Source organism: Tolypothrix sp. PCC 7601 (assembly GCF_025677855.1).
Taxonomy (GTDB): domain Bacteria; phylum Cyanobacteriota; class Cyanobacteriia; order Cyanobacteriales; family Nostocaceae; genus Aulosira; species Aulosira diplosiphon.
The window spans coordinates 129,393-147,793 of sequence record NZ_CP064882.1 but is presented as its reverse complement, the minus strand read 5'-3'; the positions used below and the strand labels follow the sequence as shown (position 1 = coordinate 147,793).

Annotated in this window: 4 protein-coding genes and 3 pseudogenes; 5 read left to right on the top strand and 2 right to left on the bottom strand. The window is 36.7% G+C overall.

Annotated elements, in window-relative coordinates; genetic code table 11:
• Positions 1-358 precede the first annotated feature (358 nt).
• Complete coding sequence (locus tag HG267_RS39000; RefSeq protein WP_045874306.1) at positions 359-10,414, top strand: DUF4114 domain-containing protein; 10,056 nt, start codon at positions 359-361, stop codon at positions 10,412-10,414.
• 71 nt (positions 10,415-10,485) lie between these two features.
• Here the strand turns inward: HG267_RS39000 and HG267_RS38995 are convergent, their stop codons facing one another.
• Together HG267_RS38995 and HG267_RS38990 are read right to left on the bottom strand one after the other, a co-directional pair.
• Positions 10,486-11,118 (bottom strand): tyrosine-type recombinase/integrase, encoded by a 633-nt coding sequence (locus HG267_RS38995; protein WP_063749853.1) that lies wholly within the window; start codon positions 11,116-11,118, stop codon positions 10,486-10,488.
• 268 nt (positions 11,119-11,386) lie between these two features.
• On the bottom strand, positions 11,387-12,577 hold the full coding sequence (locus HG267_RS38990) for an ABC exporter membrane fusion protein (protein ID WP_045874305.1): 1,191 nt from the start codon (positions 12,575-12,577) through the stop codon (positions 11,387-11,389).
• Between the two features lie 201 nt (positions 12,578-12,778).
• Here HG267_RS38990 and HG267_RS38985 point away from each other — a divergent pair.
• From HG267_RS38985 to HG267_RS38970, 4 genes and pseudogenes are all read left to right on the top strand, one after another.
• Positions 12,779-13,042: pseudogene (locus HG267_RS38985) on the top strand (transposase); the annotation flags it as partial.
• A gap of 164 nt (positions 13,043-13,206) precedes the next feature.
• Positions 13,207-13,302: pseudogene (locus HG267_RS38980) on the top strand (transposase); the annotation flags it as partial.
• 109 nt (positions 13,303-13,411) lie between these two features.
• Positions 13,412-13,726 (top strand): annotated as a pseudogene (locus HG267_RS38975) (transposase); the annotation flags it as partial.
• Between the two features lie 127 nt (positions 13,727-13,853).
• Positions 13,854-18,383, top strand: coding sequence for a polyprenyl synthetase family protein (locus tag HG267_RS38970; protein WP_096622351.1), 4,530 nt, complete (start codon positions 13,854-13,856; stop codon positions 18,381-18,383).
• The last annotated feature ends 18 nt before the right edge of the window (positions 18,384-18,401 follow it).

The window sequence follows — 18,401 nt, the reverse complement described above, 5'->3', positions numbered from 1 at the left end:
GTAAAACAATGTATTAAGATTTATCAAAATCTAATCGAACAAAGCCTGCCTACCCTAAACTACGGTTTCTTCTGTGGAGTAAGGGAAGTCTTCTGGTGCGTCCTAAGCATAGGGGTACAACGAATACAGGCTGAAAATTTGGTGCATCTTCATCAAGAAACGTTATCAATGTTTAGCCTTTTTTAAGCTTTGTCTTAATCAAGCTAATTTTTCCTGGCTTTGATTTCTGTTATTAGCTTGATTGAAATTGTTTGCAAAAATTCTTTTAAATATATCAGTCTGAGGGAACTGTATATGTCGTTCTCCCAGAGGCATATTGTAATTTTTTAATATTTATTATTATTGAAATTTATATCAGATGAACAACTTTGAGAATATTCTAAATCAAAACCTTAATCCTCCTGGTGCTGAGATTACCTTAATTGACCAACAGTCACTCAATCCGCTCACGGGTCTATTAGATAAGCTTGGGGGAAAAGCAGAAATCGGTTCTCAAACTCTTTTGTTACCAAATAATCTTGAAGATATTGAAGTCACACAAAAGCTTAACGATAATAGTGTAATTCCCTTATCACAACTATACTATGTCCAAAATCAGCAAGATAATTCTAATTTATTAACTTATGAGCAATACCAAGAACAACCACTAGTTGGAGAATTAGATAGTGTCAAACTAGCATCTGTTGCTGACAATAATATTAATGCATTGACCACTTCATCACCTTCTTTAGTTCAAACAATCAGTCAAATTTCTCCAGTTGAGCAATTACCAGGCTATACTTTTGTTGTGCCAGGAAAAACTTCAGAATCTACCACACTCAGTTTTAAATGGACACAACGAGATGCAACTTTTAATAATGAAATTGGTGTATTTGTTATAGATGAATTAGGGCGAGTCAACAGCATTGCACCAGGGGAAACAAATTATGCCCAAGCTGCTCTACAAAGTACAACAAGACAAGTCATATTTTCCAGAGGTCAAAGTGCTGGTACACATAAAGAATTTACTTTTAAAGCAGGCGAACGTCTCGCTTTTTATTTAATTCAAAACAGCACCACAGAGCAATGGCTGGCATCAAATCCACAGAATCAAATAGGCAAAGGGCCTGTAGCATTCTTTTCAATCAGTAATGCCAACCCAGACCAGATTGACCATATTTTGACGCAGACATTGCACAATGGTTCAATGCAATTGAACTGGGAAGATATAACCGGAGGAGGCGATCGCGATTTTAATGATGTAGTCTTTACTATTGCAGAATCGCGGAAAGCTATAACTGTTCCCGGACAAAGAGGACAAAAAGTCGCCACAAAATTTACCTGGACACAACGGGAAGCAGCCTTCAATAATGAATTAGGGTTATTTATTGTTGATGATCCCACAGGCAGAATTAGCAATCTTTTGCCTCAAGACCCAGGATACGCGCAAGCTGCTTTAACTAGTAAATCTCGCCAAGTTATGTTTGCTAGCGGTCAAACTCAAGGATATGCAAAAAATTTAGAACTGCCATCTCAAGCATATATTGGCTTTTATCTCATCCAAAATTCTACAAGTGAGCAGTTTTTAAGCCAGAATCCCCAAAATCAAATTCATCAAGGGCCTTCAGCCTTTTTCTTTTTCCCTAGCGCCAACCCAAATCAATTTGACCATATTATAGAACTATCATCCAATCAGCTGGCGTGGGAGGATCAGACTAACGGAGGCGATCGCGATTTTAATGACCTAGTTTTTCATTATGAATTTGGTTCGCCTGTTAATACCGAACTGCTGTCACCCACCTTAGATTTAGCCTCAGAAAGCGATAGTGGTGTTAGCAACAGTGACAATATTACCAGTGATAATACTCCAACAATTACAGGTAATGCAGAAGTAGGAGCCAAGGTGCAATTGTATAGTGGTTCTGTACTGTTGGGTCAAACCACAGCAGACACCGCAGGTATTTGGCAAATTACTACCAATGAGTTAAATCATGGCACGCAGAATTTCAGCGCGATCGCTACTGATATTGCTGGTAATATTAGTCCTGCATCCTCACCATTAAATATCTTCATCGATACGATTAACCCCATCATCAATCTGACGAACCCGATTGATATTGCTCCCTTACAAAAAGGCGCTAGACTGACAGGTAAAATTGATGGTACAGGTTCAGGAATTGCCTCACTAAGTTATCGATTTGATAATTATCCAGAAATACCTCTAGCGTTTAATGCTGATGGCACATTTGACCAAGAAATTGATTTTACTAATATTCCAAATAGTGGATATAAATTATCAATTATTGCTATTGATATAGCTGGCAACACCACAAACATCCAGTTTAATATCAATGTTGCTAATAGCGATATAGTAGGAAACAGCGCTCCCGAAATTATTAGTCAGCCAGAAACTGATTACATTATTCTGCGTAACAGTAACACCCAAATTCAAGGAATTGCATTAGACACAACTCAAGCGGGTTTAGCAGAAATCCAAGGTCAGGTATTTTTAGACTTTGATCGGAATGGTATCAAAAATCTAGAAGCCGGTTTAGATGGCTTTGTGGTTGAGTTAGTTAACCCAGCTACAGATGAAGTTGTCGGAATGCAAGTTACTCGCAGTGTTGATATCAATAACGATGGGAAGATTAACCCATTTACAGAACAGGGATTATATAAATTTAGCAACCTCCAAGCAGGAAACTATCAAGTTAGACAAGTTACTCAAGATGCTTGGAATTTAACTTCACCAGCATCACCTATATATAGTCTGACATTAAATAATGGTGAAAGCAAAGATGGATTAAACTTTGGTAATGCTCAGAATTATTTCTATCAACTTCAAGCCATAGATGGGGATGGCGATTCTCTTAGCTACAGTTTAATATCTGCACCCCAAGACGCAAAAATTGATGCCAATACTGGTAAATTAATTTGGACACCACCTGCAACAGGAGAATATACGTTCCAAGTGCAAGTTGTAGATGGTAAAGGTGGGGAAGATATTCAAGAATTTAAATTAAATATTATCGACCCCAATCGCTTACCTAGCATCTCTTCTAGTCCTAGTGCTAATGCAACTGTAGAAGAGAATTATACTTACCAAATCGTTGCTGATAATCCTGATTTGGATGGTTTAAACTTCCAATTAAATCAAGCACCCCAGGGAATGACAATTTCTCCTGATGGTTTAATTGAATGGACACCGCAAGCGAATCAAGTAGGCGCACAACAAGTAAAATTATTGGTTAAAGATGACCGGGGTGGTGAAGTTGAGCAGGTATTTACAATTTTGACTCAGGGACAATTAGCTAATCCTCAACCATCAGATAATTATGCACCTGTGATTACCAGTAAGCCCATTATCACAACAACCCGCCAACAGTATACTTATGATGTAGATGCTATTGATGGAGATAGTGATCAGCTGAAATATTCCCTGCTGACTGCACCACAAGGAATGACCATTGACGAAAATACAGGGTTAATTTCCTGGAATACTAACAGTCAAATTGCTGAAGATTACAACATTAATGTACAAGTTGCAGATGGTAAGGGTGGTGTTGATAATCAAACATTTACCCTCACATTATCAAATACCGTTCCGGGGAAAATTAGCGGTATTATTTGGGATGATTTCAATGGGAATGGAATCAGAGATACTAGCTTTGCTCAAGGTGCAAATCCTGATATTGTCTTTGTATTTGATGTTTCTTTAAGTGCAGCTTTTAGTTTCCAGGGTTCGCTGAATGGTAATCAAAGATTTACTACTATTCTCGAAGCAGAAAAAGCAGGTTTAAATGCACTCAATCAACAGCTAATTCGTCAAGGACTTGGGGAAACAGCGAGAGTTAGCATAATTAGTTTTGCTGGAGATGTCAGTTCTATAGATATGAATCCATCTCTTGATGGTACACAGTTAGTAACCAACCCCATTGCTGATAATGACAATAATGGTGTTTTAGATTTTGAACAAGTTATAGAAAGAACTAATACCCGCCTGGGAACTAATTTTGAAGTTGCATTACAAGAAGCTGAAAAAGTTTTCAAAACTATCGGTACTACTCCAGGTAATGGTACTTTAGTGTTTCTATCAGATGGTGAAAATCTTTTAGGGAGTTCCATCACCGACGAAGTTAATAACCTCAAAGCATTGGGAATTAAATTATATGCTTTTGGTGTTGGAGATGGTTCAACATTAAATGACGGAGATGCAGTTGATGATGATTTAGTGACAATTGACCCCAATGCCAAAATTTTTAAAACAACCGATGAATTATTAGGTACTTTTAATGATTTAGGTAGAGGGCAAGATGTGACGGAACCTTTTTTATCAGGAGTAAAAGTATATTTAGACTTAAACAATAATGGACTTTTCGACCCTGATGAACCTAGCCAGACAACCAATAATCAGAGTCAATTCCGCACAAATTCCATCACAGTTGCAGCTACAGATGCTATTTTCTTAGCTGGTCGAGATGATATTACAATTCCGCTTTTAGGTAGTAACGATCCATCCTTCCCACTGCAAAGAAGAAGAACTTTAAGACCAGGCTCAGTACCAGAAACATTTCCCCGATCAATTACCGTTCAACCAAACGAAATATTTAGCTTTACAGCCAGTGGTGAAGTCAATTTCTCTAACGGGTTTAGTCCGTTTAACCCAGATGGTTATAGTTTAAGAAATACTGTGCGTGGGTTAGAGGGAATTACTGCTTACAATGGCAGAATGGGTTCATTAGTTGGTGTATTTTTAGATGATGATAACCCTGTTAATCAAACTCCTCCCACCGAATTAAACTTTCAAAGAATTGGCAGTGAGTTTACATTTTTGACACCAAGTATCGGGCAAGTTTTCTTTATTGGTGATGGTAGAAACGAAGCTAGTCAAATTCAACAATTTGTCGCACCCCAAGGAGCCACACGCCTATTTGTGGGTATAGCTGATGGTAATAGTCTCAGCCCAGGTAATTATGAAGATAATGAAGGTAATTATCAAGTTACAATTCAAAGCGATCGCTTTGCTAACAACACAAATTACAGCTTTAGTAATTTGCTTCCAGATACTTATACAGTCCGTCAAGTTGTACCCAATGGTTATGCACAAACATTTCCTGGAGGTCAAGGAACTCAAAAAGGTGATGGCTATGCAGATGTAGTCTTAGAGTATTTCGCCAACGGTAAAAGTCCTAGCCCATTGCCAGAACCTTACGGTTCCAATAGCGCTCGTCCGCAAGGCACCTCTGTAAATGGTTTTTATACGATTGAACCTGTTAATCCAAATGTAGTTTTAGGTGCCCCTCCTCCCAGTCCCATTACTAGCTTTAATCCACAAGTCAACTGGCTAGCACTTCCAGAAGGCTCATATGTAACGGTTGGATTTACTGATGAAACTATCATTGATGGGCCTGGCAATGACATTTTCATTCGCAGTTTTGACCCAGAAGATTCAGCAGGTGAAAGTGCTGATGTGTTTGTCAGCAGCAATGGTAAAGACTTTCAGTTGCTTGGTCGTGTTAATCAGCTTGGGGTACAAGGACTTGACCTAGCCTCCATTAGCTTTACAGACCCTGTTCAGGCTGTCAGGATTGTTGGGGTTGATAACCTGGGTACTTCTCCTGGTTTTGACTTAGTAAGTGTTGAAGTTTTACCTAATAGTATTGGTTCTGTGCCTGGTTTTTATACAGTTAATTTAGGTGCAGGAGAAATTGCTGAAAATCGTAATTTTGGTAATCAAAATACTACCAAGCCGAACCAATTACCAAACTTTATTACTGCACCAATTACTAATGCCCAAACAGGTAAATTATTCCGCTATGAAGCTACAGCACAAGATCCGGATGGTGATATTCTCACTTACGAATTGCTAGAAAAACCAACAGGTATGGCTATAGACTCCGCAAGGGGTATATTAGTTTGGCAACCTGCTACTGAGCAAATCGGTAATTTTAATGTTGTCTTGCAAGTACAAGATACTAAAGGCGGTTCTGCTACCCAAACTTTTCAAATTAATGTCGATGACGGTGTAGATAGGGTTGTTCCTGTAGTTGAGTTAAGCTTTAGTAGCAATGTTGTGAACATCGGTGAAAGTGTCACCTTCAACATATCTGCTATAGATAATAATACAGTGGAAAATATTGCTCTCACCATCGATGGCAACCCGGTTACGCTCAATAACAGTTCTGCTACTATACAATTCAATCAAGCAGGTGTGTTCTCAGTAGTCGCAACTGCAACTGATAGCGCTGGAAATATAGTTAAAAAGGATTTATCTTTGCGCGTACTTGACCCCAGCGACACCACAGCACCAAATGTAGAAATTATTAGTCCACAAACCAATAAAACTATTACTAACCTTACAGATATTGTTGGTAGTGTGAGTGACGATAATCTCGAATTTTATCGAGTAGATTACGCATCTTTAGATTTAGTTGATATTAATAATCTAGCTGCTGCTGACCCCGACTTTATCACCATTGCTGAAGGTAAAACTAATGTTAATCAAGCGGTAATCGGTCAATTTGACCCCACTATATTATTTAATGGCAACTATGTACTGCGAGTCACAGCCCAAGATTTTAGCGGTAATATCAACTCACAAGGAGTTTTTCTTGGTGTTTCTGGTGACAATAAAGTTGGGAATTTCCGTCTAGAATTAACAGATTTATCTATACCTCTGGCTGGTATTCCCATTCAAGTTAACCGAGTTTATGACACACTCCAAAGTAGTTTTTCTAGTGACTTTGGTTTTGGTTGGAGTTTGGGAGTTAAAGATGCCAAAATTCAAGAATCAGTACCGTTAACAGCAGCAGAAAAACAAGGTGTACCCTCACTATTTGCTGCAAATCCTTTTACTGTAGGGACAAAAGTATATTTAACCAATCCTGAAGGTCGTCGTGTTGGTTTCACCTTTGACCCCGTGGTTTCTGGCGCTAGCTTATTAGGCACATTTTGGAAACCCCGATTTGTCGCTGACCCTGGAGTTTATGACAAATTAGAAGTTGATGATATTAATCTGCAACAAAGGTCAGATGGTAGCTTTGGTTTATTTTTAATTCCTTTTGCTTATAATCCTTCAGAATATAAACTCACTACTAAAGACGGTACAACTTACAAATATGACCAATTTAAAGGTCTGCAAGCAGTTCAAGACCGTAACAACAATACCTTAACTTTTCAAGATAATGGTATCTTCAGTTCTACAGGTGCTTCCATTGAATTTTTACGAGATACCCAAAAAAGAATTACCCAAATCAAAGACCCCACAGGGAAAGTGATTCTTTATGGTTATGATGCTAGGGGGAATTTGATTAGTGTTACTGACCAAGCAGGACTTGTTTCACAACATAAATATTTAACAAATCCCAATTATTTAGAGCAAATTATTGATCCACGAGGTAAAGCAATTATTCGCACCGAATATGATGCAAAAGGTCGGGTGAAAGCTACTAAAGATGCTCTCGGTAATACTATCTCTAGTAATTATGATGTAAGCGCAACTGGTTCCACTATCATCCAACTCGATGCACTGGGTAACACCACAACAACTATACGCGATAGTCGCGGTAACATTACTGCGATTATTAACCCGTTAGGTGCAGTCACTAGGTCAACTTATGATGCAAATAATAACCCAGTTAGTGTGACTGATCCTCGAGGCTTTACCACAACCCGGACATTTGATACTAGAGGAAATGTCACCAGTATTACTGATGCTTTGGGCAATACTAGCAGATTTAATTATGACCAATTTAATACCGTTACATCAGAAACTGATCAATTAGGACGCATAACTCGCTTTGTTTACAACGCTAATGGTAATTTAGTTGAGTTGATTGATGCTACTGGTCAACAAAATCGCTTTGCTTACGACAATATTGGTAGAGTTAGCAGTTTGATTGATGCTAATGGTAATACAACCACCTTTAGCTATGACGGTACAACCTTGGGTAAACCAACTCAAGTAACTTTCCCAGATGGTAGTACCCAACAAATTGCATACAATCAATTTGGTCAGATTAGTCGCTTAATTGACGAAAATGGCAATGCAACCGAGTATTTTACAGATGATATTGGGCGATTAATTGTTAAACGCGATGCTTTGGGTAATGAAACAAAATATATTTACGATGGTCAACTGATTAGCAGTGTGATTGACCCATTAGGCAATGTACTCAAATTTGAATACGACAATACAGGTCGTTTAATTCGGCAAATAGACCCATTTAATGGTGTAGCAGAGTTTGGTTATGATGCTCTTGGTAGACGCATTAGTGAAACTGACCCACTGGGACGCACAACCACTACAAATTACCGTCCCGATGGTTTAATTGCAGATATTATTGACCCTCAAAATCAGAAAACTTCGTTTGAGTATGATTTAGCTGGAAATCAAACTGCGGTAATTGATCCGTTAGGAAATCGAACCAGCTTTATTTATGATGCATTAGGCAGACAAATTCAGAAAATTGACCCATTGAGTAATATAGAAACCTACGCCTACGATGCGGTCAATAATTTAATCCAAATTACAGACCGTAATAATCGCCAGCGTAGCTTTACTTACGATGGAGTTAATCGTCTCATTCAAGAAAATTGGCTCAATAATAGCACCCCAGTTCGGACAATTAATTTCACTTACGATGCTGTAGGTAATTTGGTCAGAGCAACTGATATTGATAGTACATTTAGTTTCAGCTACGATAGGCGCGATAGAGTCACCCAAGTTAGCCAAACTGGTATATCTGGATTAGCACCTGTCAATTTAAATTATGCTTACGATGGGGCGGGGAATAGAACATCTGTCAGTGATAATTTTGGTGTTCGGGTTAATTCCACTTATGATGGGCGTAACTTACTAACCAGCCAAACTTGGCAAGGTACAGGTATTGATCCAGCACGCGTAAATTATTCCTATGATAGTAGAGGCGATCGCACTCAAATTCAGAGCTTCTCTAATTTAGCGGGTACCCAGCTTGTTGGTAGTAGCACTTTCAATTATGATGCACTACAACGGTTAACTGATATAACTCACTCTAATAGTGCAGGTTCTACCTTAGCTAACTACAGCTATAACTACAATTTGGCAAGCTTCTTAAACAGCGAAACCTACAAAGGAGAAACCACTAATTACACTTACGATAAAGCTAACCAGTTAAGTAATGCTGACAGGTCTTTACTTCCTGACAAAAATTATACCTACGATGCCAATGGAAACCCGGCGGATACTGGTTTTACAGTAGGCGAAAATAACCAAATATTATCCGATGGTCAGTTTAACTATACTTACGACAAAGAAGGTAATTTAGCAACCAAAACTAACATTTCTACAGGTACGGTAACTATATATAACTATGATTTCCGCAATCGCTTAGTGGGAGTTATAGACACAGACACAAGTGGAAATACAACCCAATCTGTAGAATTTAAATATGATGCCTTTAACCGCCGCATTGCTAAAACAGTTAACGGTCAAACCACATATTTTGTGAATGATGGTGATAATTTATGGGCAGAATTAAATCCCGTAGGAGAAATTATTAACCGCTATTTACAAGGTGCAAATGTTGATGAATTAATAGCTCGTTATCGTCCAGGTGAAGGTACTTCTTGGTATTTAACTGACAGGTTAGGAACTATCGGAGATATGGTGAATGCGGTGGGTAATTTGGTTAACAGTATTGACTATGATAGTTTTGGGGAAATTCTTAGTCAAACAAATCCCAGTGCAGCAGATAGATTTACCTTCGCAGGTAGAGAATTTGATAGTGAAACTGGTTTATATTACAACCGCGCTCGTTATTATGATGCGAATTTGGGACGATTTATCAGTCAAGATCCAATAGGTTTTGCAGGAGAAGATTTCAACCTATATCGGTATGTCGGGAATGATCCAGTAAATGCAACCGATGCCTTTGGCTTGACTGCTGCTCTGGAATACCAATCCATATTAAGTCAAACTGTAACTGGACGTACCGGTTCAGTCATAGGTTCATTGATTGGTTTCCTTCATGGTTTCAGTGCAACCAATATAGTTTTTATTGGCAATATTCTAGATATAGTCAATGCCGGTGGAGATCCTATTGCAGAATGGGGTACTGCTATTGCTCGTACTCAAGCGAAAATGAAAGAGATTGAAGATAATCTCTCACGGTTTGAAAGTGTAGATAACAAAGAAGGCTTAGCTGAAGGATTTGTCTCTGGAGCTGGTTATGATATTGTCAAGCTAGAGTGGAATATCTTCCCAGATAAACTAGATAGAGTAGCCAAATTCTTCGACCCTGAGTTAAGTAGAAGTGCTGGATTTGAACCCGTTTCAGGAAAGTATGCTCCATATACTAAAAAACCAGTTAATCTCTCAATTAAAGGAGGAGGCTTTAAGCAGGGCTATGGAGCTGGTTTACTTTACTTACAAATAATAGCTGCGCCCAATTAAAACATTAATTCGGGCATTCGCTCACCTTCGATTTCTTTAATGAGAGCGATTTTTTTCGGGGGAGATGGGCATTAATCATCCCAAAGCCCATGAAATTTGGTAGATGCAAGTTCGGTGTAACGAACAGTATGCTGAATATTTTTATGCCCCAAGTAACTCTGAATTGTTCGGGTATCAATGCCTCGATTCGCCAGATAATAACCTGTTCCATACCGCAGCATATGAGCATGAACTCTGAAAGGCAAACCAGCTAATTCACCAGCCCGTTCAACAATGCCAGCGATCGTATCATGTGCCAACGGGCCAAGCCGAGAAGACTGGAAAATATAGGAACTAGCAGGATAATCTCTTTGAAGCTTGCGGAGAGAGCGAATTTCTTCAGAGTAAAGAGGATGAGTGGATGGAGTGCCTTTTTTAACTCGCTTCACGTAAATTGTACCACCGTTCCAGTCTATTTGTTCCCAGCGCAGAGATGCCACCTCTGCCACTCGCAATCCGTGACGGTAGCAAAGCAAAATTATGGTTGAATCTCGGTGAGCGTGGCGACCCTTGGATTTTTTGATAGCTGACCGCATCAACTCAACTTCTTCTGGTAACAAATGCTCCCTAGTCCTGACAAAGGAGTACTTGCGAGAGTTAGGCGATTGACGCTCTGGTTTTTCGGTTTTACCAACTTTCGATGGTTGGACGGTTTGTGCTGCCATGACTCAACCCCCTGAAAACCTTGGGGTGTATAAGCTAATTTTACCAACTTTGGAGCATAAGTTGGTAAGCACATAGAAATAAAAAACAGTCCAGTATTTTACGGTGAATCGTCACTTCAATGTTATTTAACTTACTTTTGATACTGAGAACTTAAGCGACTTGGAGAGCGATCGCTACCTTTTTTCTCATTTTAGTATTTCTGTACTATATTTAGATGCGTTCGCCCTGGTATTGGCTCGACACCTCTCTGGGCAGTTACGATGAGCTTTATGGAGATTGCTCTATTTCAATAGTTACTCTAACCAGTAGATTGGTTAAGGTTCTGACTACTTTACTATCTTCTAGATTAAGCAAAATTTTAATTTCAACTACTCTCGTATCATTGTCACTACCGGGTTGGGGATCAAGAATATTATTTTTACCTATCTTTAAACCAATTTGCTCTACTTTTCCTCCAAGTTGTTCAGTTAAACCAGCATATTCACTAACAATTAAAGCTTTTTGACCGATTTTCACTTGGTTAATATCTCCTTCATATATTTCTGCTACAACATACATATTTTTTGTTTGACCCATTTCTATTAAACCTTTTGTACCAATTATCTCTCCAGGAAAGGTATGAATTTTTAAAACTTGCCCCTCTATTGGTGATTTCACTAAACCTAATTCTAAATCAGTTTCAGCCTTAACAATTGCTGCTTTTGCATTTCTTAACTCCGCTTCGGCTATAGCTATATTTACTGGAGGTACTTCCTTAATTTGTTCAAGTTTAAACTTAGCTTGTTGAATTTCGTAATCACCTGTTTTAAGCATTTGTGCTAAGGTTGCCTTAGCTCTTTCTACTTGTTCACGAAAAATTTTAACCCTTAAATTTTTATTATCAAATTCAGAGGTAGTAATAACTCCTTCTTGATAAAGTTTTTCATACCGTTTATATTCGGAAATAGCAAGTTCCAGTTGGGCTTCTAATTCTGTAATATTTGTTTTTTGAGTTTTAATATTACCCTGTAAATTAGCTTTTAATCTTTCAATTGTGGCAATTTGAGCATTAATTTCGCTAATTTGAGAACCAGCTTTTATTTTATCTAAATTAGCTTGATAGATAGCCATTTGAGTTTGTGCTTGTAATAAAACAGCTTTTAAACGATTATAGTTTTCTAGAATAGCAATAATTTGTCCCGACTCTATCCAATCTCCTTCTTTAACTAAGATTTTTTTTACTTGTATTCCTTGAATTGCAGAAGTTGGTGAAACTGTAATTACTCCTCCTTGAGGTTCAATTTTTCCTAACCCACTAATATGAAATATTTTTTGTTTATAATTCGATTCTAAACCAACACTAGGTTTTTTCTCGACCGATATTAATACTTTTTTAAAAATTAAAATAATACTAATACCTAAAATAGATAAAAATGCGACAAGTATGAAGAGCCACTTCTTATGTTGTATCCGCTTCATTGATTTCATAAACTGATAATATTCTCTTTAAAACCAGATTCAGCAGGTAAAAGCGGAAAGGAATAATAAAGTCCAGTACTCTCAGTCCTAGCAGAAAAAGAGACTGATGGTCATGCCGCTTGGGCAATTCCCTTGTCTGGAGAAAGGGTGTCGCTTCATCAAAGTGGTGTTGACGTTGCAAGTGAGCAAATTCAATCTATTATGTGCGATTCATCACTGCCTTGGCATGAGAAATTGTGCGTACTAGTAGCAGATAGCGTCTATAGCCAACGTTCATTTCTGTTTGAGCAGTCCAAACACAAAAATTTGGTGGTGATAGCCAGAGTCCGTAGTAATCGTATTTTCTATCAGTCTCCACCTATAACTGAGTCAAATAAAAAACGTGGTTGCCCCAAAAAATACGGTGAGCGGTTTGATTTGGCTGATACTGAAACTTGGCATCAGCCAGACGAAACAACACAAATTCAACAGACAACTCGTAAAGGTCGTCTTTTAAACGTAACCATACTTGCAAGGCATGAAATGTTGATGAGGGGAACCAAGAAGCAAAAAATGTACCGTCATCCCTTCACGCTTATCAGCGGCAACAAACGCTTGAATTTAAACAGCAGTACGCAAAACGATCTGGTGTTGAAGGGACTATTTCTCAAGCCACAAGAGTGTTTGGATTGCGTCGATGCCGTTATCGAGGCTTTGAAAAAACTAGACTACAGCTGCTGCTATGAATCTGGTTAGGGTTTGGCAGTGGTGGACAGAAGCTAATAACTTTGGTAAGAGTCTTTCTCGCTTCGCCGCTTTAGCCGCATAAATTTGACCTTACAGAATTCGCCAACAAAGTCAGATGCAGTAACGCTACAACAGAGGACTTACGAACATAGTGGCACATCCATAGCAGGAAATAAACCGATTACCATTGGTCAAGGATATAGGACAATTGCCTGGATACCAGAAAAATCAGGTAGTTGGGCATTACCTTTGAGACATGAACGGATCACAAGTAGCGAAAGTCCAATTGGGAAAGCGGTTTGGCAACTTAAACAGGTGTGTAAGCATTTACCCATTAGACCGATTTCAGTTTGGGACAGTGAGTATGGTTGTGCCCCTTTTTTGTTAAAAACTGCCAGCATTCCAGCAGATATACTGGTACGATTTTCCATAGCTTAGTCTAAACTCCAGATATATTTTATTCTTCGGAAATTTCTAGGTTGTCATATTGACATGCCGTAATCGAATAAATTGCCCTAAGAGAAAATTCTTTGTTAGTAAAAAAACTAAAATGAGTTATAAATTCAAATATATTTTTATAGGTGGGTTACATAATAGTGGTGCTAGTTTTTTAGAAAAATTACTAACTCAGCATCCTCAAATATCAGCCTTGTATCAAGATAATTATGGTCAAACTCACAAAAATAAAAAGTACTGGCAAGATATCAAAGTTGGTATTGATATAACTGAAACTGAAGGTCAGCTTGTTCAAAATGTTTATTTACCTGATGAATTTTTTGGTGGTGTTGGCTTCTGGGCTTTTAATCCCCATGCTCATTTAACAGCCTCTTCGTCTCTTGTCACAGAAGAGAATCGCTTACAACTTTTGAAACAATGGGGTCAATATTGGAGTGGTTCAAAACCAATTAAACTAGAAAGGTCTGCATCAAACATACTCAGAAGCAGATTTATAAACGCAATGCTTCCCCAAAGTTATCAAATTTTTATATTAAGACATCCTATTGCTAATGCCTATGCCACTGATAAAATATTAGACGATACAGAAATTGAAATTGAAAATTTAATTCGTCATTGGATTTATGCTCATCAAGTTTGGCAAAATGATTGTCAATATATTTCCAATTATAAAATTATTTATTGGGAAGAATTACTGCAAAATCCTCAAATCATTTTAAATGAAATTTGTCAAGACTTAGAGTTAGATTCTCATTCTATAGATTTTCAATACTATAATTTACCAATTAATAAGCAAGAATGGGAAAATTGGGAATTAGAAAATGAAGAAATTAAAAAAGCTATTTTAAAATGGGAAAATTTAATTCGGCGTTTTAATTATTCTTTGTATTCAAAAGAACCTTTAAATTTAAAATCTCACTCAGTCAAAGTAACCCTAGCACATAATAATGAATCTTTAAACCTCATTCCAAGTTTTATTAAAAAGCAAAATTATATCTGTTCACAGTTAAACAAAGGAAAAATTCCTAAAAACTTATTATTTATATCCTTTGGTACTAGAGGAGATATTCAACCTTGTATTGCTTTAGGACTAGGTTTTCAGAAATCAGGATACAATGTGTGGATTTGTTCTACAGAAGAACACCGAACTTTAGTAGAATCCAATCACCTTAGTTTTGTTAGTCTAGGCGTAGACCATACTTCAATTGTATGGGAAATGAACCAGGTTGAAGAACCAGAATTATCTGGTGATAGTATTTATAAGTTCTATCAAGATATTGAAAAAATAATTAATACACTAATAAATTGCTGTCAAATTAATTCCATTGACTGTTTAATGATTGGGATTGGTTTTTTACTGTATAATTTTGTTTCTGATTATTTAAAAATACCATATATTCAATTAAAATGGTGGCCGTTTTCTATCAAACAAAATACTCAATGTAGTCCTTTTGAAGGATATATAAAATATTATGCCAATGTTTGTTATGTACATAGTAATTGGAAATGCTATCAAATAATACAAGAGGTTTATAATAAATTATCCATTCCTCTTAAAGCTACTGATAACCTTAGTTTTAATCAACAAAAACAAACTCTTGTTTTGAATGGTTATACACCCCTGTTTCCTACTCAAGAGTTACCTGGTTTAAAATCGCATACAACAGGCTTCTGGCTATTGAAGCCTTCAAAGAGTTTATTTATTCCTGAAGAATTAGAGAACTATCTCAATGCAGGTTCACCCCCAATTTGTTTAAATTTTGGCAGCATGGATGTTTATAGCCAAAAAACATGGATAGAACCACTATTAAATGCAATTAGAGCTACTGGAAGGCGATGTATTTCTATTGGAAAATATGTCCCAAAAACAGTGAAAGAGCGGACATATTGGGTTGATTATGTTCCCCATACACTCTTATTTTCTAAGTGTTGTTATGTTATTCATCATGGAGGGTCAGGAACTACTGCCCAATGTTTACTTTCTGGTGTTCCTTCAGTAGTTATTCCAGTAATTTTATGGGCTGACCAAGGTATGTGGGGTAAATGGATAGACCAAGAAAAAGCAGGTATTTATTTGGGTAGCTTAAAAAACTATTCTGCAAATGAGCTAAATCAAAAATTTACTAATATTTTGAATGAAATTGAATCACCAATCTATCGACAAAATGCAGAACGATTAGGGATGCAGTTAGAAAAAGAAGATGGTGTTAACCAAGCAATTAACATATTTGAGAATTATTTTAAAGATTTATCATCGATTCAATATTTAAGTATTGAAATGATGAAAAAAATTGAAAATTTACAGTGTTCTCACAGAAGAAAACTAGAATTATCTATTTTTGTTTTATTATACGAATCTGAAACCTTACCAAAACAAACTCTTCAGAATCGTCAACAGATGGTCAATGAGATTTTAGAAACTACTAAAAAATATTGTATTTATCAAGAAGAATGGCCAGCTAAGAACAAAAAATTAGATGTACAAAAACACGACTTACCCCATATCAGTTCAAAAGCAGAATTTTGGTCTTTTTATATTCATTTGGTTTCTCAAAAAAATAATAAAAAATTTGTAATTACAACTACTTTATTTCAGATTTTAGTAAGGAATATTCAGCTACATCATATTCATTGTTCTTTTTTAGATGTTCCAAATCAGCAATACCACACTTTTTCTAAAGGAGATTCTCAAGGTTTAAAAGTAATTGCTGAATATCTACAACCACGCTATAAGAGTGACTATATGCAACGGGCTTTACAGGAAATATTGAAAAAAGGAGAATATCCATTACCAGATCAAAAATGTAAGTCTATACCTCAAATAAACCAGGAATTAATGGATTATTCTATAGATGAAATCAATATATATAAAGATGAATTAAATAACTATCATGTTGATGGTAAATTTGAAAATTATAGTTTTAATTTGCAACTTCAGCCTATAAAAGAACCTATTTTTAATGGCAAATATGGAGTTATTCATAATCTGCAAATGTTTTATTATTCCCTTCCGCGTTTGCAAGCAACAGGAACAGTACAAATAGGTCAGGAAGTTTATTCTGTAGAAGGTTTAGGTTGGTATGATCGTAAATTTGGTGGTGTTCAAGAAAATTCAAGATTTAAAGAACATAAATACCAGTGGGTTTGGATTGCTATTCAGTTAGAAAATAATGCCGAAATTGTTTATAATCCTAATTTAATTGATTTTCAAAATAGTCAAGACAACTCAGAACTAAATATACTTTTTGTTTCTCCTGAAGGAGAAACAAAATATTATCAAGGTAATTTAAGAACTACAGAATTTTGGACAAGTTCACAGACTTTTATTGAATATGGTATTTCTTGGGTCTTATCTATTGAATCACTTAAGATCAAACTATACTTAAAAGCAGAAATACCTAATCAAGAAATTATTTCTATTATTGCTCAACCTGCTTATTGGAAAGGAAGTGTTCAAATAGAAGGCACTTATGAAAACCACCATATCAAAGGAATCGGTTTTGTTGAACAAGTCGGCTTCGGGTGTCAATATTCTAATTATAAAAACTATTTGCGAGCAGTTAGTAAAAAAGCATTAAATGCCGTAGATAGATGTTATCCTCTTAATCCAAGTTTTGAAGATATCCGTCGCTTAATTGCTGATGAAGGTTTTGAATTATTTCTAGAAGGAGTATCCCAAAAAAGTTTTATCGAGAACTTGATTCAACCTGTTCGGACAATGACAGATCGTGGTGGAAAAGCTTGGCGCTCTTTAGGTTTGCTTTTGTGTATTGCCGCAGTGGGGGGTGATCCTCACAAATTTGAAGATTTTCTAGCCTTTCCCGAACTCATTCATACGGGTAGCCTTATTGTGGATGATGTAGAAGATAACTCCTCAATGCGTCGTGGAGGAGAAACCTGCCACTCGATCTATGGTATTCCTACAGCTATTAATGCAGGTACAGCAGCTTATTTTGCTCCAGAAACTTTACTTAAACGATCATCTATTTCTGACAAAACTCTCTTAGAAATTTATCAACTTTATTTTTTGTTTTTAAGAGGTGGTCATGTGGGACAAGGTTTAGATATTCAAGGTTTACAAGCTCTTGTAACCGAATGTTTAGCTACAGGATATTTTCAAAAAGTTTGGCATTCTATGTTAGCTATTCATCGCCTTAAAAGTGGACTTCCTGCCAGTATTGCTGCTCGTATAGGTGTTTTACTTGGCGAAGGAACCTCTAAACAAAAAGAGATTTTAGGAGAATATTTTTTAGCGATCGGAGTTGCTTTTCAAATTATGGATGATGTAATTAATTTACGGGGGTTTTGCTCAGGTTTAAAAACTAAAGGAGAGGATTTAATTGAGGGAAAAATTACTGCTCCTGTAATACAAGGATTTTTAACTCTTAATCCCCAAAAAATACTAAAATTATGGCAAGGGCTTGAAAAGGGAGCATCTGCTGAGGATTTACCCATGTTAATTGAGTTATTAGAGGAATGTGGAGCTATGGATAATTGTATTAATTATGCTAAGAATTTAGTGGAAAATGCCTGGCTAAAAGTCGATCAAATTATTCCTGAAAGTTATGCTAAATTGCAATTAAGGATGTTTGGCTGGTTTGTAGTCGAAATAAGAGATTATTAAATTTTTGGCTCTTCATTA